Consider the following 26,922-nt stretch of genomic DNA (forward strand, 5'->3'; position numbering starts at 1 on the left):
CGCCGAACCTTGAACCTATTTGGTAAGCAGGCGGGCTTCCGCCGCCTTGGCCGCGGCTTCGGCGGTAATGCCGAAATGCGGATAGAGTTGCTCGATCGTGCCCGAGGCGCCGAAGCCTGTCATGCCGACGAAGATGCCGTCGGAGCCGATCAGATGATCCCAGCCCTGGCGTATGCCGGCTTCGATCGCCATCTTGATTGGCGCGTTGCCGATCGTTTTCTTGCGGTAGTCGTCGCTCTGCTGGTCGAACAGTTCGAAGCAGGGCACCGAGACGACGCGGGTGGGATGGCCGTGCTTTTCCAGCAGGTCGCGGGCGCCGAGTGCGATCTCGACCTCGGAGCCGGTGGCGAAGATCGTCACCGTTGCCTCGCCGCTGGCGGCAGCCAGCTCATAGGCACCCTGGCTGCTCAAGTTGTTGGCAACGAATTCGTTGCGTACCGTCGGCAGGTTCTGGCGGGTAAGCGCCAACGTCGACGGCGTCTTTTCCGACTCCAGGGCGATCTGCCAGCATTCAGCGGTTTCCACGGCGTCGGCCGGGCGGAAGACATTGTGATTGGGAATGGCGCGCAATGCGGCCAGATGCTCGACCGGCTGGTGGGTCGGGCCGTCTTCGCCCAGACCGATGGAATCATGGGTCATGACGAAGATCGAGCGGATGCCCATCAGCGAGGCGAGCCGCATCGACGGACGGGCATAGTCGGAGAAGCACATGAAGGTGCCGCCATAGGCGATGAGGCCGCCATGCAGCGTCAGGCCGTTGATCGCGGCGGCCATGCCGTGCTCGCGGATGCCGTAGTGGACATAGCGCTGGCCATAGTCGTCCGACGTGATGTTCTTGGTCTGGCTGGTCTTGGTGTTGTTGGAGCCGGTCAGGTCGGCGGAGCCGCCGATGCTCTCGGGCACGGCGCCGTTGATGACCTCCAGCGCCATCTCGGAAGACTTGCGGGTGGCGACCTTCGGCTTGTCGGCCGACAGCTTCTTCTTGTAGTCGGCGATGACGGCGTCGAAATTGGACGGCAGCTTGCCGCTGATGCGGCGCTCGAACTCGGCCTTCAGCTTGGCGTCGGCCTTGGCCAGGCGGCCTTCCCAGTCTGTACGCGCCTTGACGCCGGCCTTGCCGGCGGTGCGCCAGGCGTCGAGAATGTCGGCTGGAATCTCGAAGGGCGGCGAATCCCAGTTGAAGAACTTGCGCGCGCCGGCGATTTCGTCGGCGCCCAGAGGGGAGCCGTGCGCCTTGTTGGTGCCGGCCTTGGTTGGTGCGCCGAAGCCGATGGTCGTCTTGCAGGCGATCATCGTCGGCTTGTCGGAATGGCGGGCAGCTTCGATGGCATAAGCGATGGCTTCCGGATCGGTGCCGTCGATGTGGATGGCATTCCAGCCGGAGGCCTGGAAGCGGGCGACCTGATCGGTGTTGTCGGACAGCGAGACCGGGCCGTCGATCGAGATGTCGTTGTTGTCCCAGAAGACGATCAGCTTGTTGAGCTTGAGATGGCCGGCAAGCGCGATGGCTTCCTGGGAAACACCTTCCATCAGGCAGCCGTCGCCGGCCAGCACATAGGTGTAATGATCGACGAGATCGTTGCCGAAGGCGGCGTTCATGATGCGCTCGCCGAGCGCGAAGCCGACCGAATTGGCGAGACCCTGGCCGAGCGGGCCCGTCGTCGTCTCTATGCCGGTGGCATGGCCATATTCGGGATGGCCGGCGGTCTTCGAGCCCAACTGACGGAAGTGCTTGATCTGGTCGAGGGTCATGTCTTCGTAGCCGGTCAGATGCAGCAGCGAATAGAGCAGCATTGAGCCATGGCCGGCCGACAGGATGAAACGGTCGCGATCGGCCCAGTGCGGGGCCTTGGGATCATATTTCAGGAAGCGCGTGAACAGCACCGTGGCGATATCGGCGCAGCCCATGGGCAGGCCTGGATGGCCGGAATTTGCCTTCTCGACGGCGTCCATGGAGAGAAAGCGGATCGCATTGGCCATCCGGTCATGTTGTTCACGCGACGTCATGGTTCCTCCAGAAGTGGGGGTTTGGGGGCTTGGGAGAGCCCTTGAAAAGGGTGCGCGACACATAGCAGGCGCGGGCTTTTAGTCAACAAATCGGGTGCACATTTGCCGGTCTTGTGATGCCGGCGGCGGGTCTACATTAGCGTTAGCAGGGGACAGTCGCGAGAGCTTTATTGACGTTGCCTTCACCCGGTGCCTAATGTTTCAGGGATAACGCGTTCTGAACGTGAACGATTCGGTGATGGGCAGGGCACAGGACGAAGGCCATGACCGGGGAAGCCACACTCAAGGAAGTCATCGCGAGGCTGGGCAAGGCCATCGAGGGGCTGGAAAACGCCGTCGCGGCCAAGCTTGAGCATGAACGCGACTACTCCGAAGCCGAGGCCGAGGTGCAGCGGATGAATGCCGACCGCTCGCGGCTGGCGCAGGAACTCGATAATTCCGAAGCGCGCGCCGAACGGCTGGAAGATGCCAACAAGGAAGTCTCGCGACGTTTGGTGACTGCCATGGAAACCATCCGCGCCGTGTTGGACAGATAGGAGCTGGCCCGATGGCACAGGTCACGGTTTCAATCGACGGCAAGCAGTATCGCATGGCCTGCGACGAGGGCCAGGAAGAGCATCTGATCGACCTTGCCGAACGCTTCGACCGCTATGTTTCACACCTGAAGGACTCGTTCGGCGAGATCGGCGATCAGCGGCTGACCGTGATGGCCGGCATCATGGTGATGGATGAACTCTCGGAGTTGCAGAAACGCGTCAAGGGCATGGAAAGCGAAGTGCTGACCCTGCGCAAGACCCGCGACGAGGCTCTGACCAAGGCCGACAAAAGCGATAGCGTGCTGACCAACGCGCTCGGCGCGCTGGCACAGCGCATGGAAGACCTGACTGTGACGCTGGCGGTCAACAAATCCTGAGGCAGAACCTTTCCTGTCCAGCCCAACAGGCTCTCATATGCGCGCCGCGTATTCGGCAGCATAAAAATGCTCGCCTGCCGCCGACAAGAGTTTCATATTATCTTGCAGCCACGATTTTTGCGCTAAGATGCAACGATGCCGGGCGGGACAGCTTGATGTCGGCGTGATTGCCGCGTGCTGTTCCTCGCTGCCGACGGTTCCGTTTACAGGGGAGATGTACCATGAGCCTTCGTATCAACGACATTGCGCCGGATTTTACCGCCGAGACCACGCAAGGGACGATCAAATTCCATGACTGGATCGGTGACGGTTGGGCGATCCTGTTCAGTCACCCGAAGAATTTCACGCCGGTCTGCACGACCGAGCTTGGCACGATGGCCGGGCTCGAAGGCGAGTTCAAGAAGCGCAATGTCAAGATCATCGGCATTTCGGTCGATCCGGTCGAAAGTCACGGCAAGTGGCAGGACGACATCAAGACGGCGACCGGTCATTCGGTGAGCTACCCGCTGATCGGCGACAAGGACCTCAAGGTCGCCAAGCTCTACGACATGCTGCCGGGCGGTGCCGGCGAGACGTCGGAGGGCCGTACGCCGGCCGACAATGCCACGGTGCGCTCGGTCTACGTCATCGGATCTGACAAGAAGATCAAGCTGGTGCTGACCTACCCGATGACCACGGGGCGCAATTTCGATGAGATCCTGCGCGCGGTCGATTCCATGCAGCTCACCGCCAAGCACCAGGTGGCGACACCGGCGAATTGGAAGCAGGGCGAGGACGTTATCATCACCGCTGCTGTCTCCAACGAAGACGCGATCAAGCGCTTCGGCGCCTACGAGACCATTTTGCCCTATCTGCGGAAGACCAAGCAGCCATCGGCCTGATCCCAGGCGCTTCGGAGCGATCTTTGGCCTTCTCGCCCTTGCGAGCCAAGTGATACTTGACTGCCGCACCCGAGCGGACAACCATGCTCCTCTCGGGTGTCGTCAGAGCAAATCATTCCTGGCGACCGAGAGTTGGGGAAGCCGGAATTGGACGTAGCTTTGGCCAAGCCGCAGGTCAGCGGCTTCTATGACAAGCCGACCGGGGCCATCCAGTATGTCGTCGCCGACCAGGCGGCGAAGCGATGCGCCATCATCGATCCGATCCTTGATTTCGACGAGAAATCCGGTGCTACGGCAACGACGAATGCCGATGTCCTGCTCGACTTCATCAGCGAGCAGGGACTGAGCGTCGAATGGATCCTCGACACCCATCCGCATGCCGACCATTTCTCGGCGGCACACTATCTGAGGGAGAAGACCGGCGCGCCGACGGCGATCGGCGACAGGGTCGTCGACGTTCAGAATTTGTGGAAAGCGATCTACAACTGGCCGGATTTTCCCGCCGACGGTTCGCAGTGGGACAGGCTGTTTGGTGAAGGCGAAACCTTCCAGGTGGGTACCCTTCCGGTCAAGGTGCTGTTCTCGCCCGGCCATACGCTGGCCTCGATCACCTATCTGATCGGCGATGCCGCCTTCATCCACGACACGCTGTTCATGCCCGACAGCGGCACGGCGCGGACGGACTTTCCCGGCGGCAGTGCCGCGCGGCTCTGGCGCTCGATCCAGGACATTCTGGCGTTGCCGGACGAGACGCGGGTGTTCGTCGGCCATGACTATCAGGCCGGCGGCCGCGAGCCTTTGTGGGAGAGCACGGTCGCCATACAGAAGGCTACCAACATCCATCTCGTCGCCGCGCGCAGCGAGGCCGAGTTCGTCGCCTTGCGCGAGGCGCGCGACAGGACGCTGCCGATGCCAAGGCTGATCCTGCATGCGCTGCAGGTCAACATGAATGGCGGACGGCTGCCGGAACCGGAAGCCAATGGCCGGCGGTACCTGAAGTTTCCGCTGGATGGGCTTTGAGGGGCTGTTGGCGAAGTTGCCAATCTCCCCCCTTGCGGGGGAGATGCCCGGCAGGGCAGAGGGGGGTGCTGTCCCGCCAACCTGTCAGCTAATTGTGGTTGTGCCTTCAGTCTTTCGGTTGGGTGACTGACGCCGAAAAGTAGCGATCCTTCACACCCCCCTCTGTCCTGCTGGACATCTCCCCCGCAAGGGGGGAGATCGGATGTCGCCTCCGCTTTCGCCAACCACCATTGCAGTCCGCTACAAAAAAGGCGGCGCCAGTTTTCTGACGCCGCCTTGATTTTTGTAACCGAAGCTAACCTTACGCCGCCGGCTGTGCCTCGATGGTGCGCAGCGCCTGGGTCTGGCGCTTGGCGGCGGCCTTGACCGCGTCCTGCACCTTCTCGAAGGCGCGCACCTCGATCTGGCGCACGCGCTCGCGGCTGATGTCGAACTCGGACGACAGCTCTTCCAGCGTCAGCGGCTCCTCGGCGAGGCGACGGGCCTCGAAGATGCGCCGCTCGCGCTCGTTAAGCACGGCAAGAGCGCCCGACAGCATGCCGCGCCGGTTTTCCAGCTCGTCCTGCTCGATTAGCATCTCTTCCTGGCTTTCGTGGTCGTCGACCAGCCAGTCCTGCCATTCGCCGGATTCGCCTTCGCTCGCCCGGATCGGGGCGTTGAGCGAGGCGTCGCCGGACAGGCGGCGGTTCATCGACACCACTTCGGCTTCGGAAACGTTCAGCCTGGTGGCGATCTCGGCGATCTGGTCGGGCTTCAAGTCGCCATCGTCGAGCGCCTGGATCTTGCCCTTCACCTTGCGCAGGTTGAAGAACAGGCGCTTCTGGTTGGCGGTCGTGCCCATCTTGACCAGGCTCCACGAGCGCAGGATGTACTCCTGGATCGAGGCCTTGATCCACCACATGGCGTAGGTCGCGAGGCGGAAGCCCCGCTCGGGTTCGAATTTCTTGACGGCCTGCATCAGGCCGACATTGCCTTCCGAGATCACTTCGCCGATCGGCAGGCCATAGCCGCGATAGCCCATGGCGATCTTGGCGACGAGCCTGAGGTGGCTGGTGACGAGCTTGTGCGCAGCGGAGGTGTCTTCATGCTCGGCGTAACGCTTGGCGAGCATGTACTCTTCCTGCGGCTGCAGCATGGGAAAGCGACGGATTTCTTCCAGGTAGCGGCTGAGGCCGCCTTCGCCGGAAACGATACTGGGTAATGACTGGGCCATGATAGCGCCCCCTCTCTATTGGAGTGATGCCCCCGAAACGCGGCGGGCATGTGACGCGAGCACCAAAAGGCTCGCCCGCGACATCAGATCTTATACAGGAACAAAACCAGAAAAGACAGGCATTTGTTCAACACGAAACAGTGTGTCACGTTGAAGTGAACAATGCCGCTCAGGTTTTTCTGTGGCAGGTTCAGAGCTTGCGGAAACCGCTTACGAGTTCCTCCATGTCCCCCGGTATAGGCGCTTCGAACCTCACCGTTAGATGGGTAGTGGGATGGCGAAATGCAAGGAGCCAGGCATGCAAAGCCTGCCGGGGAAATGCCTTGACCTGGCTTTTCAGCGGTTCGGGCAGCCGGTTGGCCTTGGTGCGAAAGGCCATCCCGTAGTCGGGATCGCCGACCACGGGATGGCCGATATGCGCCATGTGGACGCGGATCTGGTGGGTGCGGCCAGTTTCCAGCCGGCATTCGACCAGGCTGGCCGTGGCGAACTCCTGTTGGTTCTCGCCGAAGCGCTCCTGCACGGCGAAGTGGGTGACCGCATGGCGGGCGTCGTCGCGTCCTTCCGGCACCACGGCACGGCGCACGCGGTCGGCGGCGCGGCCGAGCGGCGCGTCGACCCTTCCGGTCGGCCTCTGCGGTATGCCCCAGACCAGCGCCAGATAGGCGCGCTCCAAGTCGCCGGTCAGGCCGTGATCGGCGAAGGCTTCGGACAGCGACTTGTGGGCGCGGTCGGTCTTGGCCACCACCATGACGCCACTGGTCTCCTTGTCGAGACGGTGGACGATGCCCGGCCGGCGCACGCCGCCGATGCCGGAAAGACTGTCGCCGCAGTGATGGATCAGCGCGTTGACCAGCGTGCCGGTCCAGTTGCCGGCACCGGGATGAACGACAAGCCCCGCCGGCTTGTTGATGACGATCAGCTCATCGTCCTCATAGAGCACATCGAGCGCGATGTTCTCGCCTTGTGGCGCCGCCGGCTCGGGCTCCGGCATGACAACCGACACGCTTTCGCCTGGCGTCATCTTGCGCTTGGTCTCGTCGATCGGCTTGCCGTCGACTGAGACCGCGCCCTGCCTGATCAGCATCTGCACGCGGCTGCGCGACATGTCCGGACCGAGGCTCGCCGCAAGCCACTGATCGAGGCGCAGGCCGGCCGCATCCGCGCCCGCCACCAGCACAGTGGGCTGCATGAATTGGTGCTCTATCAATTCAGGGGTCTCTTCGCTATGAGCGCTCATTGAAAAACCGTTCCGGATTGTTTGTCATGGCCACCCCAATTGCCGAGGAAGACCAGGAAAAGCCGCTCGACCCCGAGGTCGAAAAGGTGCGCAAGAAACTCGTCCGGTTCGTCGGGATCAATCTCGGCCTGCTGTTCCTCGCCCTTATGGTGGTGATCGGCGCCCTTGTCTACAAAGCGCGCAATGCGCCGCCGACGAACCCGCCGTTGGCCGGCGACATCCAGACACCTGCTGGCGAACCGGTCAGCGGCGATATCGTGCTGCCGGTCGGCGCCAAGGTGGTCAGCCAGTCGCTGTCCGGCAATCGGGTCTCGATCGACGCCGAGCTTGCCGACGGCAGCCGCACGATCTTCGTCTACGACATCACGGAGCGACGCCTGATCGGCCGCTTTGCGATCCGCAACAAGTGACCGAGCTGCAACGATGAACGGCAGCAGGCCAATGAGCAAGCCTCAGGGATGAGCGGGTTCGCCGAGCATCGTCGCGTCGCCACGGTCGCCCTGGTCGTCGCCAACTATGACGAGGCGATCGCCTGGTATGTCGAGAGGCTGGGGTTCCTGCTCGTCGAAAATGTCGATCTCGGCGGCGGCAAGCGCTGGGTCACAGTGGCGCCGGCCAACGGGCAGGGCGCCAGGCTGCTTCTGGCCGAGGCTTCCGACGAGGCACAGAGCAAAAGCATCGGCAACCAGACCGGCGGGCGTGTCTTCCTGTTCCTGGAAACCGACGACTTCGCCCGCGACCACGCGGCGATGCTGGAGAAGGGCGTCGAATTCCGCGAAGCACCGCGCTTCGAGCCCTATGGCACGGTGGCTGTTTTCGCCGATCTGCATGGCAATCTCTGGGATCTGATCGAGCCGAAACGATAGGCTGACGGCCGGCTTTTCCTCGGCAAGGGAAAGCGGCCTAACCCCAGTTGCTTTTTCCCAGCGCTCAGCCTATATCGCCGGTTCTTGAACGCGCCCATCGTCTAGCGGTCAGGACACCGCCCTCTCACGGCGGGAACAGGGGTTCGATTCCCCTTGGGCGTACCAAGTTTTCCGACAAATTACAGGATGCCGTCGATTTCGTTTCTGAAGTCGGCGACCGTCGATACTGCGGCGTTCGGAAAACCCGCTCTGCACAGGTAGCCGCAATCTTGAAGATCCCAGTGGCACCAACCACTCCGGCCTTCATTTCAGTCGTCTGGCAAATGTTAACGGACCCGAAACCGAGAACCTTAACGCCCCGCAGCTCACGGCGATATATTAGTTGTCGCTTTGGTATCTGCAGGAGGTTGAGATGCAGAAAATAGCCTATCGTTTCGCTTGGGACGAGCCTGGCGCGACCGCGATCGAGTATGGCTTGATCGCGGCTCTTATCGCGCTGGCAATCATCACCGGCGCCGGGGCGCTTGGCAATTCGCTCAACGGGATATTCACGAACGTCGGCACTACGGTCAACAGCAGCGGCTCGTAAGTCGGTACATCAATTCGGTCGCCACCGGCCGGATTCGTCGATCTCAGCCTCCAAGAGCGTAGCGCGTACGTGCTTCCGATGTCGGGCATCGGGAGTGCGGACGGCGCTCTCAATCAGTCGGCTTTTTCCCGTTGCGTCGCCGCGTCGTCGCTTCTGGCGCCGCGAGGCTGTTTGCATTAGCATCACGTCACGGATCCTGAGATACGGCTCCAGCGGCGCGCAGAACGCCGCGCTGCCCGGACGGCCAGTTGATGCCGTGGGGAGGAAGGCCAATGCAGAAGCTGCAATCGCAGGGCGTCCATCACATCACGCTGGTCGGCGCCGGGCGCCAGACCTCTATCGATTTCTGGGAAGGCGTGCTCGGCATGCCGTTCATCTTCGAACAGCCCAATCTCGACAAGCCGAGGGAAAGCCACCTCTATTTCGATCCTGGCGACGGCCGGCTGGTCACCATCTTCACCGACGAGAGCCGCACACCAGAGAAGCGGCGCACGCCGACCGATCCGGGCTGTGTCCACCACATTGCCTTTTCGGTGTCGCGCGTCACCTTCCTGCAGGCGGTCGCCCGGCTTGACGAGCGCGGCATCAAGCACAGCGGCGTGAAGGATCGCGGTTTCATGGATTCGATCTATTTCGAGGATCCGCTCGGCCTGCTGGTCGAGTTGGCGTCCTACCGCTTCGAACCGCCAGCGGGCTTCACCCATGCCGATGTGCTGATGGAAGCGCACAGGCTGCGGGTCGTGCGCGGCGACTACAACATCGCCGAAGTGCATCTCGCCGATGCGATCCAGGCGCTTGTCGAGCGTTTCCGCGCAACCTTGTCGGAGGACCGGGCAGCGAAGAACCCATACTGAACAGACCAGAGGGAGGAATAAGATGGCCAAGACAGCGACGAAGACTGCCGGGGAATCCGCGGCCAAAGCTGCCGCCAAGCCGGCGGCGAAAGCTGCGGCAAAGCCAAAAGCCAAGGCGGCCGCCAGGCCTGCGGTGAAGGCGACGGGAAAAGCCGCGCCCGGGGCCAAGGCCAAGTCGGCCAAGAAGCCGGCGCTGAAGCTCAGCATGCTGAAGCCCAGCGTCAACAACATGACCGTGCGAGTGTTTGCGCGCGCGGCCGGTTTCGACCATGCCGAGACCGATGCCTGGGGCCACACCCGTTCGCCGGAGTTCATGGCGCGAAACCCGGCCCATTTGACACCGATGATCGAGGACAACAGCCTCCCCAGAGGCGTGCTGTGGGAAAGCTGCGCCATCATGCAGTATCTCGCCAACAAGCACGGGCTGGAGAAATTCTATCCGAAGGCGCCGGCCAAGCGGGCGATGGTCGACAGTGCCATGTTCTACCTGATCGGTACGCTCTACCCCTATGTGGCGCGCGCCACCTATCCGGCGCTCGGCTTCCCTCATTATGCCGGCGAGGTCGGCCACAGCGACGCGCACCCCGACAGGAAGTCGGAGGCCCAGAAGGCGGCGATGGCCGCGATCGCCGAGCCGCTGGAGGTCTTCCACAGCTTCTTCAGGGACGGCAAGCCGTTCATCGGCGGCAAGCATCCTTCGATCGCCGATATCCGGCTGGCGGCGACGCTCGAATTCCTGGCCGTCGTCGACTATTCCCTGCCCCGATGGGCGAAGGACTATGTGGCGGCGATCGAGAAGACGCTCGGCAAGGCCTATAGCGAGCCGGCCGGCGACGTGCGCGGCTATATCGCGCATGTGAAGTCGCAGGCCAAGGCCTGAGGTTAAGGATGCGTTAACCAAAGCCCTGTCTACTGCGGGGCAATTCGCTTTCGGCCCGCGACCACGGATGTACTGGCGCAGAACGTCGTAGCGATAGGAAAGGTCGGCGCAATGCCGGCCTTTTTGCTTTCGCACGCGGTCTCTTTGTTCAACGCAATTCCGAAGGGAAGCGCCATGCGCTTTCCCCGGGAAAACCGTTTCACACTTTTCCTGGAATTGCTCTATCGCCGGGCGCGATCGAGCAGTGATCAGGCCACGCAAGCCTCGGCCGCTGTCGCTTTTTTGGCGTCAACTTTTGCGGAGAGATATTGTCATCGCCGGCGTTGACCCTACCATCCATTTCGGCAGTCCGGCATGGATTGTCGGTCAGGCGCGAAATGAGGGCTGGCGATGAAAAGCGTTGCGAAGCGGGTTGCGGTTGTGGGTGTGATGCTGGCGAGTGCTGTTCATCCTTCAAATGCGGCTGAACTGAACACAATGAACGATGTCGGCACCGCCATTCAGGCATGCTGGACACCGCCGGCGGATGCCGGAACCGCCACTTGAGCTTCAGCTTCAAGCGGGACGGCACGCTAATCGGCCCACCGAGGCCGACAGCCATCAAGGTGGAAGGCGATGCCAAGGCGAAGAAATTGTTTGTCGACGCCGCAACAACCGCCTTGCAGAATTGTCTGCCCCTGACCTTCTCAGCGAAGCTGGCGCAAGGGATCGCCGGCAACGTGTTCACATTGCAATTCGCTTCTCCAAAATAGGCGCTGCCGCTCAGTGGTGACTGCGCCTTGCCTCGGCATGCCGGGCAAGATCGGGCGTCTCGAAGACGTAGTCGCTCCAGGCTGATTCAGGAACCTGGCCGGCCAGATAGCATTCCAGCAACAGGCTCTGCTCGGGATTGAGTGGCCTTGGCGCGCGCTGGTCCAGCCCCAGCGAGTGAAACAGGTTTCTTGTCAGGTCCGAGACGGTGAAGTGGATCGACATCTGCAATCTCCCTTTGGTCCTTCAACGCGGAAGGCCCGGCAAAGGTTTCGAACGCCTGGCGATAATGGCGCATTGATCTCGGTCCGTTGCGTTGCAAATCCTCGGCCACGGTCAGGCTTGCGCTTTCTTTCGAGGTTCGTCTCAATCTTGAAATAAAAATGTAATATCGAATTTACATGAGGTAACGTAGTACAATAGACAATAGGTTCTTCAGGTTGAAACTCTTTAGATTATTAGAAATTACTCATGTAGCTGAAGCTTGCTGAAGTCATGGGCTCTAAATTCCAGGTTCTCCGCAAAAAGGACCAAGTTGTCCCGATGATCCGTTTCTGGCCTTCCATGGTGATCGCATTTATTTCGCTGGCGGCAGTTTTGTTCGGTACGCTTTCGTCCTACGCGGACAGCTGCGGCGCGATCAGAAGCCAGTTGCTTTCGGCTGGCCGCAGCGGCGGGGCGAGCCCGGAGCTTGCCCAGTTGCGCCGGCAACTTGCAGCCATCCAGACTATCGAGAGACAGCGCCAGTGCACGGCGAAAAGTTCGCTTGGTGGTCTCTTCAACGCCTGCGCCGATCTCGCCAGGAGCCGCTCGGATGTGCAGCGCCGGATCGCTGCCGCCGGGAATTCGGGCCGCGACACAGCGGGCCTGCAGGCGCGCCTCGTCGCGCTTGGCTGTGCGCCTTCGGCAAAGCAACGGCCTGTGCGCGCCGCGCCCAGCACCCAATCGGCGACCACCACGTTCGCCGGCAATGCGATGCTGTTTTGCGTGCGTCTGTCGGACGGGTATTTCTTCCCGGCGCCAAAGTCGCAGTTCGCCGCCAGTGGCGATTTTAAGGAGACGGTCGATCAATGCCGTTACATCTGCGATGACCCCGGCGTCGACCTCTACACGTTGAGCGACGCCAGCCTCGAAACCGACCAGATGACCGCACTCGACACGCGCAAACCCTATACCGAGCTGCCGGCAGCCTTCAGATATCGCGATGATGCGAATTTCAAGGCATGCGACGTCAAGCGCTACTACCAGCGGGTCACCGAACTGCGAGCCAGGACCGTGACGCCCGCCAACATGCGCAACGCCATTATTCCGCTGCCGACGGCGAAGCCGGATCTCGGCACGGTTGCGGCCGTCGCCGGGATCGATGCCGAAGCCCCAGGTGCGGCCCAGCACCTTTCGATCGAGGCCGGCGAGCGGCCGGTGCGCGTGGTCGGCCCGGCATTTTTCCCGGCCGAATGATCGCCGGTCTTCCCCGATCGGCGATCACCGGTGGCGGCGTGCGTGCTGCGATGCGGTTGCGTGATCCGTCTGGAACAGAGGGGCACTCACGGCGTTGTGATCGATATCAGCCGGGAGGAACGCCGTGGCTACGTTCAGGGAAATGCGGGTGCTGGAGATCGTGGAAGACGACTCGCTGACCACCGAACAGAAAATCGCCGAACTGCGCGAGATCGAATCCGAGGCGCGTGGGTTGCAGCGGGCTGCCTCGGAGGGTCCAATGGACGACGATGACGGTTGGCAGGAAGATCTGCGTCAGGTTCGTCTTGCACTCGACAAGCTCGGAGCGAAGGAGCCGAAAAAAGGCGCTGCTTCCCTGTGAAGGCCGGGTCACCGAGCTATCCGCGGATCGCGTTTTGTTTGATCGAAACCCGCTTTTAGGACCAAGCTCCAATCTAATCGCAGACCATGCGAGCTCTCTTGCCAGGCTCGCTGACGTTCCTGCAGGTCAGCGATTTCGCCGGCGCCGATAGGGACGCCGACGCAGGCAACCTCGTCTGGTGCCGTCTCGGTGCGGCATGGCTGACCTTGCGCTCGGAAAAACGCCGGGGCGGCTGCGGCGCCACCGGAAAAGCGCCGTTTTCGACCTCGGCTTGCCCATAGTCGACATTCGGTGGCGGCCGATCCCAGAAGCGCCGGACATCGAGCGGCCTCGGGATGACGACCGTGCCGTCATAACTGCGCGAGCAACCGCCGCCGAAAAGCAGCGCCAGCCCCATGAAAAAAGGCACAATCCGTCCAAGCATCAGCAATACCCCTGCCGTTGCTTATATAGCGGGTTCGACCCTGCCGACAACCGGGCGGATGAAGCAGACCCTGCCGCCCAATCCTGTCTAACCAACCGTTAAGGTTAGCGGATCCTTAATGCTTCTCGGGCACATTCCGCCGACGAACCGCGGAGGAGGGTTCGGCCTTGGTTTTCGGGGTGGGGACGGCATGGCGGAAGCGAACGAAACAATCGGCGCGCGCGGCAAGCGCGAGCCTCGCAGATCCACTGCGCATGGCGATGATGCATCGTCGTCCGCCTCTTGCATGGATTCGAACGATGCGCTTCGCCAACTCGTTGAAGCCGGTTCCGACTGGATCTGGGAGACCGACGCCGAACTGCGCTTCTCCTGGCTTTCGCAAAACTACCAGGCAGCCACTGGCATCGATCCGGCAAACGTGCTCGGCCGGTTCCGCTTCGACTTCCTCAACCAGGTCCTTAACGGCGATCGCAGTGGCGCCGCGCATCTGGAGGATCTGCAGGCGCACCGGCCTTTTCGCGACTTCGTCTACGAACTCAAGGGTGGCAACGCCGACTGTCGCTGGGTCTTGACGTCAGGCTTTCCGAAGTTCGACGACGAAGGAAGATTTGCCGGTTATCGCGGCAGCGGCCGCAACGTCACGGCACTGGCGGGCGCCTTCAAAGATCCGGGGCCGGGACCATCGGCCTACGGCGAGCCCGACCAGCATCTGGCCGACCTCGAGCGGACCATGGACGCCATGCATATGGGCGTCGTGCTTCTCGATGCCAGGCTCGACACGCTGATCATCAACAAGGCCTATCGCGACCTCTCGAGGATTCCGGACGGCGCTGTTAGCGTCGGCGCTCCGTTCAGCCTGTTGATGGAGCTCAACCGCCGCAGCGGCATCTATGGCGACATCGACGAACGGCAATGGCAGCGCTACCTCGCCACCCGCCTCGACGAGATTCGCGCCGGATCCGTCGCGCCGCGCGAATTTGTCCATGCCAACGGCAGGACGATGATGTTCTCGGTGACGGCGTTGTCCGGGGGCAGGCGGCTGCTGACCTATTATGAGGTTACCGAGATCAAGCAGCGCGATGCGGAGATCAAAAGCGCCAATGCCAAGATCGCAGAGACCTTCGCCAGTCTCCGCAGTATGGTCGACCAGATGCCGATCGGTGTCCTCGTCCTCGACGCCGATATGCGCGCCGAGATCATCAACCGTGCTTTCTATGATTTCTGGCAGATCGACGTCCGGCGCGCCGAGATCGGCTGCAGCTTCCGCGATCTGATGGACGCCAGCCGCGACATCGATCCGTTTGGTGCCGACGATGCATCATGGCAGCGGCATGTCGCAGAGCGCGAGGCGGAAATCAGGGCCGGGATCGCCGCCTCGCGGCAGTTCCCGCGCAATGACGGCCGCACCCTGATCTCGTCGATGGCGCCGCTGGCCGGCGGCAGGCGGCTGATCTCCTATGTCGACGTCACCGACATGAAGGACCGGGAGGCCGAACTTGCCGACGCGCTGGAGAAGGCGCGGCTGGCGGAGGCGGTGATCAACGCCGTCAAGGATCCGATCTTCGTCAAGGACGACCATCTGCGTTTCGTCTTCGTCAACGAGGCGTTCGCCGCTCTGTTTGGCCAGACGCCGCAAGCCATGCTCGGCAAGCCCGGCGGCGATTTCCTTACCACAAAGGACACCGCGCTTTTCGAGCATAGCGAACGTGACGTCCTTGCGACCGGGCGGCCGTACGAAGTGGAAGAGAATTTCGAGGCCGATGGCGCCAGCCGATCGCGCATCGTCAGGAAGAGCCGCGTCGGCATGGCCAGCGGCCGCAACTATGTTGCCGGCTTCCTGTTCGACATTTCCGACATGAAGCGCCGCGAGACCGAGGCGCAGGATGCGCGCAAGCATCTCGCCAGCGTGCTGGAATCCTTGCCGGCCGCCGTGATCATCTACGATAGCGACGACAGGTTCGTGTTCGCCAACCGCAAGATCCAGGATACGCTGCCGGCCTTGAAGCCGGCATGGCAGCCCGGCTGCACATTCCGCGAGGCACTCGTTCTGGGCCATGCGAACGGCTATTTCCGCAACAGCGGCGATCCACAAGTCGACCAGCTCTACGACAGCGACCATGACCGCTGGCTGGATGCGATCCTCGCCCGCTACCGCTTGCCCAATTCCTGCTACGAGCGTCATAACCCCGACGGCCGCTGGTACCAAGTCTACGACATGCGGACCGATGATGGCACCTTCATTGGTGTTCGCGTCGACATCTCCGAGATCAAGAGCCGCGAGGCGGCATTGCGCGATTCGATGCGCCAGATCGACCTGTTCCGGCACGTGATGGACGAGTTGCCGGTGGCCGCCTTCATCAAGGCGCAGGACCTGAGCATCGAATTCGTCAACAAGGCCTGGTGCGCGATCACCGGCTTGGCCAAGGAGGATGTCATCGGCCGCACCGACCGGCAGTTGTTCGGTGCGCAGGACGCCGATGGCTACAGCCATGACGACACGCAAGTCGTCGTGACGGGCGCCGTCAAGGAGGTCGAGGAACCCGTCACCCATCGCGACGGTACGGTTCGGCAGTTGATGACGCGCAAGAGCCGCCTGGTGACGCTGGACGGGTCGGTGCATCTGGTCGGTTCGAGCACCGACATCACCGACGTCAAGGCGCGCGAGCGTGCGCTGGAAGAAAGCATGCGCGAGAACGAGGTGTTCCGCAGCCTGATCGACAACGTGCCGGTATCGATCTACGCCAAGCGCTCCGATCTCCGGCAGTTCTATGTCAACAAGGGCTGGTGCGATCTCACGGGCTTCCGCAAGGAAGAGGCTATCGGCAAGACCGACATCGAGATTTTCGGGCCGGATGGCGAGGCTTTCGTCAATGGCGACCTCGCCGTGCTGCGCACCGGCGAAACCCAGGAGGTCGAAGAGACGGTGACGTTGGCCGACGGCAGCGTCAGGCATCAATTCGCCCGCAAGGGCGCGATGATCGCCTCCGATGGCTCGCTCTATTTGATCGGCTCGACCACCGACATAACCGAGCTGAAGATGCGAGAGGCCGAACTGCGCGAGGCGCGTCAGCGCGCCGTGCTCGCCGACCGCGCCAAGTCGGAATTCCTCGCCAATATGAGCCACGAGATCCGCACGCCGATGAACGGCGTGCTCGGCATGGCCGAACTGCTGGCCAAATCGGACCTCGACCCGAAGCAGAAGACGTTTACCGACATCATCGTGAAATCGGGCAATGCGCTGCTCACCATCATCAACGACATCCTGGACTTCTCCAAGATCGATGCCGGTCAGCTGGTGCTCGATCCGGCGCCCTTCAATCTGGCCGAGGCGATCGAGGACGTGGCGACGCTGGTGTCCACACGGGCCAAGGAGAAGGATCTCGAGCTGATCGTTCGTGTCGAGCCTCGGCTCGAGAGCCTGTTCGTCGGCGATGTCGGCCGTATCAGGCAGATCGTCACCAACCTGCTCGGCAACGCGGTGAAATTCACCGATGAAGGCCATGTGCTGGTCGACGTCACCGGCGAGAGTGTTCCAACCGGAACGAAGCTGACGATCTCGGTCACCGATACCGGTATCGGTATCCCCGAGGAAAAACTGAAACTGGTGTTCGAGAAATTCAGCCAGGTCGACACCTCTTCGACGAGGCGACACGAGGGGACCGGTCTCGGCCTCGCCATCACCTCGCGGCTCGTCGAGCTGATGGGCGGCGATATCGGGGTCGAAAGTGCGGAAGGCAAGGGCTCGACTTTCTGGTTCTCGGTGACGCTGCCGAGGGCCGGACAGCAGAACGGACAGCGCATCATGCCGATCGACGTGACCGGTGCGCGTGTGCTGATCGTCGACGACAATGCCGTCAATCGGGCCATCCTGACCGAACAGATGACATCGTGGACGTTCGATTCCTGCGCGGCCGAAAGCGGCGCCGAAGGCCTCAAGGTGCTGATCGCCGCCGCGGCCTATGGCGTGCCGGTCGACTGCGTCGTGCTCGACTACCAGATGCCTGAAATGAGCGGCGCCGAAATGGCGCGGATCGTGCGCAACACCGCCGGTCTTGCCGGCACGCCGATCATCATGCTGACCTCGGTCGACCAGTCGCTCGCCAACACCAGCTATCGCGATCTCGGCATCGATGCCCAGCTGATCAAGCCGGCGCGCTCTTCGGTGCTGCTGGAAACGCTGGTCGCCACCATCCAGCGGCATCGCCACAATACTGGCGACACGCAGCCGCTCGCGGCCGACGCCACTCCAGGCAATGTTGCGCGGCCGCAGCCCTCGGCACCGTCCGAACAGCGGGCGCTGCTGCAGCCGCCTTCGATTCGCCCCCGGCCACCGGTGGCGGCTGGCGGCGACAGGCTGGATATCCTGGTGGCCGAGGACAATGAGGTGAACCAGATGGTGTTCACCCAGATCCTCGGCGAGACCGGTTATGGTTTCGAGATCGTCGGCAATGGCCGCAAGGCGCTCGACGCCTTTGGCCGGCTCAACCCGTGCATGATCCTGATGGATGTCTCCATGCCGGAGATGAACGGTCTCGAAGCAACCGCCGCCATTCGCCGGCTGGAGGAAGAAACCGGCACGCATGTGCCGATCGTCGGCGTCACCGCGCATGCGCTGAAGGGCGACCGCGAGCGCTGCCTGGAGGCAGGCATGGACGACTATCTGCCCAAGCCGATCAGTCCCCGGGCGTTGCTCGAGAAGGTCGAGCGCTGGGTCGGCGCCAGCCGGCAGGCGCAGCGCAACGCCGGATAAGGCCGGCTCTGCCCGAGTGCCGGGAATACGGCGAAGATTCGCGCCCCTGTCAGCGGCCAAGACTATGGTGCGATCGCACCATATGAAAGGCGGCATCCAGCCGAGACAATGGCGACATACGAATTCCGCTCTTCCCAGTTACGGGCGGGAGCAGCGACCGCCGGCATGAGACAGCGTCAACCTACCCCAACGGACCTGTTTTCGGCGATGGCCCGGCCACGACACCGTCTGGCTGAGAGCAACGCGCTCCCGTCCGGCTTTTCTTCATAAAGGCCGGCTGATCTCCAAATCGCCGGCCAGCCTCGACCGAATCGAGCAAGTCCCTGATTCCGGTGACAAAGCCGGGCTGCGTCGGGAGTGCCGGCCAGGCGGCATTCTGCTCATCCCGATGACGCGTTACCGGGGTGACATCAAACTGTCATGCGACTGTTATAATCGAAGGCTATTGGCCTCAGCGGGTGCCGACTGACGAGCGCCGAGAGACCATCTTCCGAACAGGAGCAGGCCACATGAAGAAATTCCTCTATACGGCGTCGGCCGCTGCGCTTGCGCTCGCCGCGACGTCCGGCTTCGCCGCTGCGCGCGACCAGATCCAGGTCGCCGGGTCATCGACCGTGTTACCTTATGCCAAGATTGTCGCCGAGCAGTTCGGCGAAACATTCACCAACTTCAAGACCCCGGTCGTCGAATCCGGCGGCAGCGGCGCGGGCATCAAGGAATTCTGCAAGGGCGTCGGCGAAGACACAATCGACATCGCCAACTCGTCGCGTCCGATCAAGGCGGACGAACTCAAGTCCTGCGCCGACGCCGGCGTGAAAGAAGTCCAGGAAGTCCGGATCGGCTATGACGGCATCGTCTTCGCCACCGACATCAAGGGCCCGGATTGGGCGCTGGTTCCCGCCGACATCTACAAGGCGCTCGCGGCCAAGCTGGTCGTCGACGGCAAGCTGGTCGACAATCCGAACACCAAGTGGAGCCAGGTCAATCCGAAGCTGCCCGACTGGGACATCGCCGCCTACATTCCGGGCGAAAAGCACGGCACGCGCGAAGTGTTCGAGACCAAGCTCCTCGATGCCGGCTGTGACAAGGCTGCTCTCAAGGCTGCCGGCATTGCCGACGACAAGGAAATCGGCAAAACCTGCATCGCCATCCGCAAGGACGGCAAGGCCGTCGACATCGATGGCGACTATACCGAGACGCTCGCCCGCATCGACTCCAACAAGACCGGCGTCGGCGTGTTTGGCCTCGCCTTCTATGAAAACAATGCCGACAAGCTGAAGGTCGCCACCGTGGAAGGCATCGTGCCTTCGACCGAGACGATCGCCAGCGGCAAGTATCCCGTCTCGCGCCCGCTGTTCTTCTACGTCAAGAAGGCGCATCTGGGCGTCGTTCCCGGCCTCAAGGAATATGTCGAGTTCTTCCTTGACGACCAGATGGTTGGCCCGGAAAGCCCGCTCGCCGAATACGGCCTCGTTGCTGCTCCGGATGCCGAGCGTCAGGCCCAGCGTGACGCTTTCGCCGCCGGAAAGTCGATGTAATCAGCTGCCGCACCGGGGTGCGGGCCAATCCCGCGCCCCGGTTTCATCGCAGGCCGCAATGGCGGCTGCGTAAGAATTTCTCTTGGGGTGGGTCCATGTCGTCCTTGCTCGTACTGGCCATCGTCGTTGCCGTCGGCCTGGTTGCCTTTTTCATCGGCCGGCAACGTGCCGCGGCCCAGGACAATGGCAAGGTCAAGCCGCATTCGCGCGCCCACTATCATGGCTGGTGGGCCTTCCTGCTCGCCGTTCTGCCTGCTCTTTTGCTGCTTGCCGTCTGGACCGTCGGGTCTTCCATCTATCTGGACCGACACATTCACGCTGCCTTGCCCGAGCGCACCGTCGACAGCAAGGTTGCCAGTGAGGCACTGGATGTCAGCCTGGTAAAGAGCCTCGCCAGGGGCCTGCGCAAACTCGATGCAGGCACACTGGCCGCAATGCCTGCCAGCTTTGCCGAGCTGCAGCCGCTCCTCGCCGCCAAGGGTGTGGCACTGGCGAGCGACACGCAGGATTACATGATCCCGATCGCCGTCGAGGCGAACAAGGTCCAGGACCGGCTCGGCCTGTTCGGCGCCATTGTCATTCTCGTTTCCTCGATCGCCGGCGCCTTCTATGCGCTCAGGCAGATCGAGCCGCGCGCCAGGGCACGCAACAATGTCGAGAGGCTGATGCTGTGGGGGCTGCTTGCCGCCTCCACCATCGCTATCCTGACCACCATCGGCATCGTGCTTTCGATGCTGTTCCAGACGATCACCTTCTTCGAAAGCGTCTCGCCGATGAGGTTCTTCTTCGGCACCGTCTGGGATCCGCGTTTTTCCGCTGCCGGTTCGGGCGGCAGCCAGGGCCAGTTCGGCCTGATCCCGCTTCTTGCGGGCACGCTCTACATCGCCGCCGTCGCACTGCTGGTTGCGGTGCCGGTGGGGCTGATGTCGGCTGTCTACATGGCCGAATATGCAACGCCCAGGGTGCGCTCGGTGGTCAAGCCGGCGCTTGAACTGCTGGCCGGCATACCGACCATCGTCTATGGCATCTTCGCCGTCGTCACGCTTGGGCCATTCCTGCGCGATCTGTCCGCGGCACTGACCGGCGGTTCGCCCTTCATCCAGGGCCAGAGCATCTTCACCGCCGGCCTGGTCATGGGCGTCATGCTGATCCCGGTCGTGTCCTCTCTTTCGGACGACATCATAACCGCGGTGCCGCGCGCCATGCGCGACGGGTCGCTTGGCCTCGGCGCGACCCGCTCCGAGACGATCAAGCGGGTGATCCTGCCGGCTGCACTGCCCGGCATCGTCGGCGCCATCCTGCTGACTGCCTCGCGCGCCATCGGCGAAACGATGATTGTCGTGCTGGCGGCGGGCGTCGCCGCTAACCTCACCATCAACCCGTTCGAGGCGATGACGACCATCACCGTCAAGATCGTCAACCAGCTCACCGGCGACCTCGAGTTCAATTCGCCGCAGACGCTGGTCGCCTTCGCGCTCGGCCTGACGCTGTTCGCGCTGACGTTGGTGATGAACATCGTCGCGCTCTACATCGTGCGCAAATATCGGGAGCAGTACGAATGACCGACATTTCCATGGATACGATGGTCAGGGCGGCGGCCCATCCGCGCCGCGACATCGGCCTGAAGGCCCGTTACGCTGCCGAGCGCCGATTCCGCATCTATGGCGTCGTGGCGATTTCCGTAGGCCTGGCGTTCCTGGCAATCATGCTGATCACCATCGTCTCGAAAGGCTACACCGCCTTCTGGCAGACGACGGTATCACTGCCGATCTCGTTCGACGAGAAGGTGATCGATCCTTCCGGCAAGCGCGCAACCGATCCGAGCGTTCTGATCAAGGCGAATTATCCCAAGCTCGCCGAAAACGCGCTGGTGGCCAAGCTCGGCATCAATCCCGACGACAAGCCGGCGATCAAGCAGCTCAAGGGCTTCCTGTCGGAAGGCGCCCGCGTCCAGTTGCGCGACATCGTTGCCGCCGATCCGTCCGTGATCGGCACGACGCGCGACGTCAACATCCTCGCCGCCGCCAATCTCGACTCGGCTTTCAAGGGTCAGATCGACCTCAGCGTCGAGGAAGCGCGACGCAAGGTCTCGGACCAGCAGATCACCTGGATGAACAAGCTCAAGGCCGAGGGCGCGATGGCCGAGCACTTCAACAGCGGCCTGTTCACCTACGGCGCCTCCAGCCGCCCGGAAACCTCGGGCATGGGCGTGGCGATCATCGGCTCGTTCTATATGATGGTGATCGTGTTGCTCCTGGCGCTGCCGATCGGCGTCGCCGCCTCCATCTATCTGGAGGAGTTCGCCAAGAAGAACCGTTTCACCGACCTTATCGAGGTCAACATCAACAATCTGGCCGCGGTGCCGTCAATCGTCTTCGGCTTGCTCGGCCTCGCGGTGTTCATCAATTTCCTGGGCATGCCGCGCTCCGCCGCTTTCGTCGGCGGCCTGGTGCTGACACTGATGACGCTGCCGACGATCATCATCGCCACGCGCGCCGCACTTGCCGCGGTGCCGCCGTCGATCCGCTCGGCGGCTCTCGGTCTTGGCGCCTCCAAGATGCAGATGGTGTTCCAGCACATCCTGCCGCTTGCCGCGCCCGGCATCCTCACCGGCACCATCATCGGTCTGGCGCGTGCGCTCGGCGAAACCGCGCCTCTGCTGCTGATCGGCATGGTCGCCTTCGTCGCCGATCCACCGACGACGCCTTTCGATCCGGCCACCGCGCTGCCGGTGCAGATCTATATGTGGGCGAACGAGGCCGAACGCGCCTTCGTCGAGCGCATGTCGGGCGCCATCATCATCCTGCTCGTCTTCCTCATGGCCATGAACATCACCGCGATCGTGCTTCGGCGTCGGTTCGAGCGGCGCTGGTAGAAAAAAGGCATCTTGGTATGAACATCATGACCGAACAGTCCCTTGAAAACGCAGTGGGCGACAAGATGAAGTCGAACGAAGTAATCAAAATGCGCGGCGACAAGGTCGGCGTGTTCTATGGCGAGAAGCAGGCGCTGTTCGACGTCGATCTCGACGTCCGCCTGAACCAGGTGACGGCGCTGATCGGCCCCTCCGGCTGCGGCAAGTCCACCTTCCTGCGCTGCCTCAACCGCATGAACGACACCATCGATTCAGCACGGGTAACCGGCAAGATAACGCTCGACGAAGAAGACATCTACGACAAGAACATCGATGTCGTCGAACTCAGGGCGCGCGTCGGCATGGTGTTCCAGAAACCCAATCCGTTCCCCAAATCGATCTACGAGAACGTTGCCTATGGTCCGCGCATCCACGGATTGGCCAAGCGCAAGGCCGACATGGATCAGATCGTAGAGTCGAGCCTGAAGAAGGCGGCGATCTGGAACGAGGTCAAGGACCGTTTGCAAGAACCTGGCACGGGTCTTTCCGGTGGCCAGCAGCAGCGTCTGTGCATTGCACGCGCCATCGCCGTGTCACCCGAGGTGATCCTGATGGACGAACCGTGTTCGGCGCTCGACCCGATCGCCACTGCTCGCGTCGAGGAACTGATCGACGAACTGCGTCAGAACTATACCATCGTCATCGTCACCCATTCGATGCAGCAGGCAGCACGCGTGTCGCAGCGCACCGCGATGTTCCATCTAGGCTATCTGGTCGAGGAGGGCGCCACCGACAAGATGTTCACCACCCCCGACGACAAACGCACCCAGGACTACATCACCGGCCGGTTCGGCTGAGCTCAGGCATACGAGGGACGAAGATCATGGGTGAACATACCGTCGCATCTTTCGATGAGGATCTGGAGCAGATCAGCCAGCTGATCCGCGACATGGGCGATCTCGCCTGCTCGATGGTCAGTGGCTCGACCAGGGCTTTGCTCAATTCGGACAATGCGCTGGCGCAGCGCGTGGTTTCCGATGATGCCATCATGGATGCACGCCAGCGCGAGCTGGACGATCGCGCCATCACGCTGATCGCCAAGCGCCAGCCAATGGCCAACGATCTGCGTGCGGTGGTCGGTTCGATCCGCATGGCCGGCGACCTTGAGCGCATCGGCGACCTTGCCAAGAACATCGCCAAGCGCGTCGGCACTGTCGGGCTGAGTGTCACGCCGCACGACCTTTCGCATTCGATCGACGCGATGGCGCAACTGGTGCTGATCCAGGTGCAGGGGGTCGTCGACGAGTATGCCGCCGCCGACCCGGCAGCGCTTGCCACGCTCAGAAACAATGACGAACGCATCGACGTCAAATACACCTCGGTGTTCCGTGAGCTGCTGACCTACATGATGGAAGATCCCCGCAACATCACGGCGTGCACGCACCTGTTGTTCTGCGCCAAGAACCTCGAGCGGATCGGCGACCACGTGACCAACATCGCCGAAAATGCCTACTATGTTTTGACCGGCACGCAGCTGCCAGCCAATCGTCCGAAGCAGGACGAGACGGCAATGTCCGCGCCAGCGGCATAACAGGGGTGACCAGCCGATGATCGCACCACGCATCATGGTGGTGGAGGATGAGGAGCCGCTAGGCGTGCTGCTCCGCTACAATCTTGAATCCGAAGGTTACCAGGTCGAGGTGGTGACGCGCGGCGACGAGGCCGAAATCCGGCTGCAGGAGAACGTTCCCGATCTTCTGGTGCTCGACTGGATGGTGCCTGCGGTTTCCGGTATCGAACTCTGCCGGCGCCTGCGAATGCGTCCCGAGACCGAGCGGCTGCCGATCATCATGCTGACCGCGCGAGGCGAGGAAAGCGACCGCGTGCGCGGCCTGTCGACCGGCGCCGACGACTATCTGGTCAAGCCCTTCTCGACGCCGGAGTTCATGGCCAGGGTCAAGGCGCTGCTGCGCCGGGCCAAGCCGGAAGTGCTGTCCAGCGTGCTAAAGGTCGGCGACATCGTGCTCGATCGCGAGTCGCACCGGGTCTATCGCAAGAAGAGCGAGATCCGGCTCGGGCCGACCGAGTTCCGCCTGCTCGAATTCATGATGCGCCATCCAGGCCGCGTGTTCTCGCGCAGCCAGCTGCTCGACAATGTCTGGGGCGAAACGATCTACATCGACGAGCGCACGGTCGACGTGCATGTCGGCCGGCTGCGCAAGGCGGTCAACAATGGCCGGATGCCGGACGTCATCCGCACGATCCGCGGGGCGGGCTACGCGATCAGGGAAGACTAGGTGCTGTTTCGTCCCGATAGATCGGGAAAACTCGATTAGCACGCGGTCGCCAACAGCCGGTGGAATGTTGCACTCGTCTCATCAATGGGGAGCGAGCACGTGACGCCAGGAGCGGTCATCCTCATCAGGTTTCGAATGACTGCATTTGGGCCAAAGCGACAGGCAGCTTCTCGCGTCCCTCGATCTCCCAAACTCTCTATTGGGCCCCGGCTGGCCAAGAGGCACGGCGAATTACTTGATAGGTCGCCATCTTTCCCGCAGACTCCAACCAGAAAGCCACGCAAGAATGCATTTGAGTTAATTTAGATATACGTTCGTCGAATGACGCGCATTCTGCAGAAATATACAATTTTAATAAATTTACTTCAAATTATTGCGAGTCCTCTCCTCTTTATTCATCGCTTGTCCGTCGATTGTTCAATGCGATCTCGGATCTAATGACGATTCCGTGGAACGATCTCGTTCTTTGCAGCGTTGCTTGGAAGCGGTCGCCGGACCTTTGACCAGGTCGGACACCATGAGGAAGGATTTCTGATGAGCACGGTCTTAAACGCCAAGGGCATCCCTCTTGCCTACACCGGCGCTTCCACTCATTGGTTCTCGGCCACCGGGTCTGGACCGGAACTGCATGGCACCTCCGGCAACGACTCCTTCTGGGGAGATACCGGCGTCAATGTCACGATCTACGGTGGCGCCGGCGACGACTACTATCATCTCTATTCCACCAACAATAAGGTGGTCGAGGATCCTGGGGCAGGGATCGACACGATCGACACATGGATGAGCTACAAGCTCCCCGACAATTTCGAGAACCTCGTCGTTACCGGCGCCAATCGATTTGCGTTCGGAAATGCGTTGGACAACATCATCAAGGGCGGGTCGGGTCACCAGACGCTGGATGGCGGCAAGGGAAATGATGTCCTGATCGGCGGTGATGGCGCCGATACTTTCGCCATTTCCAAAGGTAATGGAAGTGATCTTATCTTCGATTTCGGTGCGACCGATGCGGTCCGCCTTGACGGTTACGACTTCACTTCCTTCGATGCCGTCCGTTCACAGATGGTCCAGGTGGAATCGAACGTGATGCTGAACCTCGGATCCGACGAGATCCTGGTGTTCAAGAATACGACCATCGACAAGTTGCAGCCCACCCAGTTCGAACTTCCGATCGACAAGTCCGCAATGACGCTGTCCTTCTCCGACGATTTCAACACGCTGAGCCTTCGGGACGGGCAGGACGGCACCTGGAATTCCAATTTCTGGTGGGGAGCGCCGAACGGCAGCACGTTGAGCAGCAATGGTGAGTTGCAGTGGTATATCGACGCCAATTATGGCCCGACGAGTTCGGTCCATCCGTTCAGCGTTGAGAACGGCGTCCTCACCATCACCGCCGCGCAGGCGCCGGAGGACATCAAGCCTCTGATCAACAACTACGAATACACCTCGGGGATCCTGACGACCCACGACACCTTCTCGCAAACCTACGGCTATTTCGAAATGCGGGCGGATCTCCCTGAAACAGCCGGAGCCTGGCCGGCGTTCTGGCTGCTTCCGGAGGACGGCTCGTGGCCGCCGGAGCTGGACGTTGTCGAAACGCGTGGCCAGGACCCGAACACGCTCTACATGACGGCGCATTCCAATGAGACGGGAGCGCACACGAAGGTTTCGTCAACGGTGAACGTTGCGGATACCGACGGTTTCCACACCTATGGCCTACTCTGGACGAAGGATGAGCTTGTCTGGACCTATGATGGTGTAAAGGTCGCTCAAGCAGCGACGCCGGCCGACATGCACGATCCCATGTATATGCTGGCCAATCTCGCGGTGGGCGGCATTGCCGGCCAGCCTCCTGACCATCTGGCTACGCCAGCGGAGATGAAGATCGACTACATCCGCGCCTATACGCTGGACGACCTGCAGCACCACCCCTTGGACATCGCCGGCGACCATTCGGTCTAAGCGACGCCCTAATGTTGGGGCCATGAGCCGTTAGGAGCGCGGGAATGATTGCACGGTCTGATCTGCGG

26 protein-coding genes and 1 tRNA gene are annotated in these 26,922 nt (G+C 61.9%); 22 read left to right on the forward strand and 5 right to left on the reverse strand.

From position 1 onward, the window contains the following. Nucleotides 1-15: 15 nt before the first annotated feature. Nucleotides 16-2,007 (reverse strand): transketolase, encoded by a 1,992-nt coding sequence (gene tkt, locus X735_RS152935; RefSeq protein WP_023810968.1) that lies wholly within the window; start codon nt 2,005-2,007, stop codon nt 16-18. A 263-nt stretch (nt 2,008-2,270) separates the two neighbouring features. On the opposite strand from tkt, the gene X735_RS152930 reads away from it, so the two are divergent. The 4 genes from X735_RS152930 (at nt 2,271) to X735_RS152915 (ending at nt 4,821) form a co-directional block, all read left to right on the forward strand. Continuing rightward, nucleotides 2,271-2,543 (forward strand): DUF4164 domain-containing protein, encoded by a 273-nt coding sequence (locus X735_RS152930; protein ID WP_013529251.1) that lies wholly within the window; start codon nt 2,271-2,273, stop codon nt 2,541-2,543. A gap of 11 nt (nt 2,544-2,554) precedes the next feature. Continuing rightward, nucleotides 2,555-2,920, forward strand: a complete 366-nt coding sequence (locus tag X735_RS152925) for a cell division protein ZapA (protein ID WP_023810969.1) — start codon at nt 2,555-2,557, stop codon at nt 2,918-2,920. 221 nt (nt 2,921-3,141) lie between these two features. Beyond that, a complete protein-coding gene (locus X735_RS152920; protein ID WP_023810970.1) occupies nt 3,142-3,801 on the forward strand; it encodes a peroxiredoxin in 660 nt (219 codons plus the stop codon). A gap of 147 nt (nt 3,802-3,948) precedes the next feature. Beyond that, nucleotides 3,949-4,821: an MBL fold metallo-hydrolase gene (locus X735_RS152915; protein WP_031213173.1), complete on the forward strand. Its 873-nt coding sequence runs from the start codon at nt 3,949-3,951 to the stop codon at nt 4,819-4,821. A 301-nt stretch (nt 4,822-5,122) separates the two neighbouring features. Here X735_RS152915 and rpoH read toward each other — a convergent pair whose 3' ends face one another. Both rpoH and X735_RS152905 read right to left on the reverse strand, forming a co-directional pair. Further along, nucleotides 5,123-6,034, reverse strand: coding sequence for an RNA polymerase sigma factor RpoH (gene rpoH, locus X735_RS152910; RefSeq protein ID WP_013529255.1), 912 nt, complete (start codon nt 6,032-6,034; stop codon nt 5,123-5,125). Nucleotides 6,035-6,224: 190 nt separating this feature from the next. Further along, nucleotides 6,225-7,274 (reverse strand): RluA family pseudouridine synthase, encoded by a 1,050-nt coding sequence (locus X735_RS152905; protein ID WP_023810972.1) that lies wholly within the window; start codon nt 7,272-7,274, stop codon nt 6,225-6,227. Nucleotides 7,275-7,300: 26 nt separating this feature from the next. Here X735_RS152905 and X735_RS152900 point away from each other — a divergent pair, with 26 nt between their 5' ends. The 8 genes from X735_RS152900 to X735_RS1000000170405 all read left to right on the forward strand — a co-directional run bounded on the left by X735_RS152900 (nt 7,301) and on the right by X735_RS1000000170405 (nt 11,215). Next, complete coding sequence (locus tag X735_RS152900; RefSeq protein WP_023810973.1) at nt 7,301-7,684, forward strand: fimbrial protein; 384 nt, start codon at nt 7,301-7,303, stop codon at nt 7,682-7,684. Nucleotides 7,685-7,732: 48 nt separating this feature from the next. Continuing rightward, on the forward strand, nt 7,733-8,140 hold the full coding sequence (locus tag X735_RS152895; protein ID WP_023810974.1) for a VOC family protein: 408 nt from the start codon (nt 7,733-7,735) through the stop codon (nt 8,138-8,140). 90 nt (nt 8,141-8,230) lie between these two features. Next, nucleotides 8,231-8,305: transfer RNA gene (locus tag X735_RS152890), tRNA-Glu, on the forward strand. 247 nt (nt 8,306-8,552) lie between these two features. Then, entirely contained in the window at nt 8,553-8,729 is a 177-nt protein-coding gene (locus X735_RS152885) for a Flp family type IVb pilin (protein WP_023810975.1), read from the forward strand. A gap of 272 nt (nt 8,730-9,001) precedes the next feature. Continuing rightward, on the forward strand, nt 9,002-9,583 hold the full coding sequence (locus X735_RS152880) for a VOC family protein (RefSeq protein WP_023810976.1): 582 nt from the start codon (nt 9,002-9,004) through the stop codon (nt 9,581-9,583). 22 nt (nt 9,584-9,605) lie between these two features. After that, nucleotides 9,606-10,463 (forward strand): glutathione S-transferase family protein, encoded by an 858-nt coding sequence (locus tag X735_RS152875; RefSeq protein ID WP_023810977.1) that lies wholly within the window; start codon nt 9,606-9,608, stop codon nt 10,461-10,463. Between the two features lie 390 nt (nt 10,464-10,853). Next, the gene (locus X735_RS1000000170400; protein ID WP_348625582.1) at nt 10,854-11,009 is read left to right on the forward strand and encodes a hypothetical protein; all 156 of its coding nucleotides are present in this window, start codon (nt 10,854-10,856) and stop codon (nt 11,007-11,009) included. Continuing rightward, complete coding sequence (locus X735_RS1000000170405) at nt 11,006-11,215, forward strand: hypothetical protein (RefSeq protein WP_348625583.1); 210 nt, start codon at nt 11,006-11,008, stop codon at nt 11,213-11,215. Before X735_RS1000000170400 ends, X735_RS1000000170405 begins: the two co-directional genes overlap by 4 nt. Nucleotides 11,216-11,225: 10 nt before the next feature. Here X735_RS1000000170405 and X735_RS152870 read toward each other — a convergent pair whose 3' ends face one another. After that, nucleotides 11,226-11,438: a hypothetical protein gene (locus X735_RS152870; RefSeq protein ID WP_023810978.1), complete on the reverse strand. Its 213-nt coding sequence runs from the start codon at nt 11,436-11,438 to the stop codon at nt 11,226-11,228. 318 nt (nt 11,439-11,756) lie between these two features. Here X735_RS152870 and X735_RS152865 point away from each other — a divergent pair, with 318 nt between their 5' ends. Further along, nucleotides 11,757-12,671, forward strand: coding sequence for a DUF2865 domain-containing protein (locus X735_RS152865; RefSeq protein ID WP_023810979.1), 915 nt, complete (start codon nt 11,757-11,759; stop codon nt 12,669-12,671). 124 nt (nt 12,672-12,795) lie between these two features. After that, complete coding sequence (locus tag X735_RS152860; protein WP_013529265.1) at nt 12,796-13,032, forward strand: hypothetical protein; 237 nt, start codon at nt 12,796-12,798, stop codon at nt 13,030-13,032. Between the two features lie 73 nt (nt 13,033-13,105). On the opposite strand, the gene X735_RS152855 is transcribed toward X735_RS152860, so the two are convergent. Beyond that, nucleotides 13,106-13,456, reverse strand: coding sequence for a hypothetical protein (locus X735_RS152855; RefSeq protein WP_023810980.1), 351 nt, complete (start codon nt 13,454-13,456; stop codon nt 13,106-13,108). A gap of 190 nt (nt 13,457-13,646) precedes the next feature. Between X735_RS152855 and X735_RS152850 the strand changes: the two genes are divergently transcribed. The 8 genes from X735_RS152850 to X735_RS152815 all read left to right on the forward strand — a co-directional run bounded on the left by X735_RS152850 (nt 13,647) and on the right by X735_RS152815 (nt 26,854). After that, nucleotides 13,647-18,206 (forward strand): PAS domain-containing protein, encoded by a 4,560-nt coding sequence (locus tag X735_RS152850; protein ID WP_023810981.1) that lies wholly within the window; start codon nt 13,647-13,649, stop codon nt 18,204-18,206. Nucleotides 18,207-18,715: 509 nt separating this feature from the next. Further along, nucleotides 18,716-19,744 carry a substrate-binding domain-containing protein gene (locus tag X735_RS152845; protein WP_023810982.1) on the forward strand — a complete coding sequence of 343 codons (1,029 nt, stop codon included), beginning with the start codon at nt 18,716-18,718 and terminating at the stop codon, nt 19,742-19,744. Nucleotides 19,745-19,839: 95 nt separating this feature from the next. Next, nucleotides 19,840-21,306 carry a phosphate ABC transporter permease subunit PstC gene (gene pstC, locus X735_RS152840; protein ID WP_023810983.1) on the forward strand — a complete coding sequence of 489 codons (1,467 nt, stop codon included), beginning with the start codon at nt 19,840-19,842 and terminating at the stop codon, nt 21,304-21,306. Next, a complete protein-coding gene (gene pstA, locus X735_RS152835; RefSeq protein ID WP_023810984.1) occupies nt 21,303-22,619 on the forward strand; it encodes a phosphate ABC transporter permease PstA in 1,317 nt (438 codons plus the stop codon). Before pstC ends, pstA begins: the two co-directional genes overlap by 4 nt. A gap of 17 nt (nt 22,620-22,636) precedes the next feature. Beyond that, nucleotides 22,637-23,455, forward strand: a complete 819-nt coding sequence (pstB, locus tag X735_RS152830) for a phosphate ABC transporter ATP-binding protein PstB (protein ID WP_013529271.1) — start codon at nt 22,637-22,639, stop codon at nt 23,453-23,455. Nucleotides 23,456-23,481: 26 nt separating this feature from the next. Then, nucleotides 23,482-24,189, forward strand: coding sequence for a phosphate signaling complex protein PhoU (gene phoU / locus X735_RS152825; RefSeq protein ID WP_023810985.1), 708 nt, complete (start codon nt 23,482-23,484; stop codon nt 24,187-24,189). A gap of 16 nt (nt 24,190-24,205) precedes the next feature. Then, nucleotides 24,206-24,895: a phosphate regulon transcriptional regulator PhoB gene (gene phoB, locus X735_RS152820; RefSeq protein ID WP_010911896.1), complete on the forward strand. Its 690-nt coding sequence runs from the start codon at nt 24,206-24,208 to the stop codon at nt 24,893-24,895. Between the two features lie 534 nt (nt 24,896-25,429). Beyond that, complete coding sequence (locus X735_RS152815) at nt 25,430-26,854, forward strand: family 16 glycosylhydrolase (RefSeq protein ID WP_023810986.1); 1,425 nt, start codon at nt 25,430-25,432, stop codon at nt 26,852-26,854. Nucleotides 26,855-26,922 lie beyond the last annotated feature (68 nt).

It is taken from the genome of Mesorhizobium sp. L2C084A000 (assembly GCF_000502875.1).
Classification (GTDB): Bacteria; Pseudomonadota; Alphaproteobacteria; order Rhizobiales; family Rhizobiaceae; genus Mesorhizobium.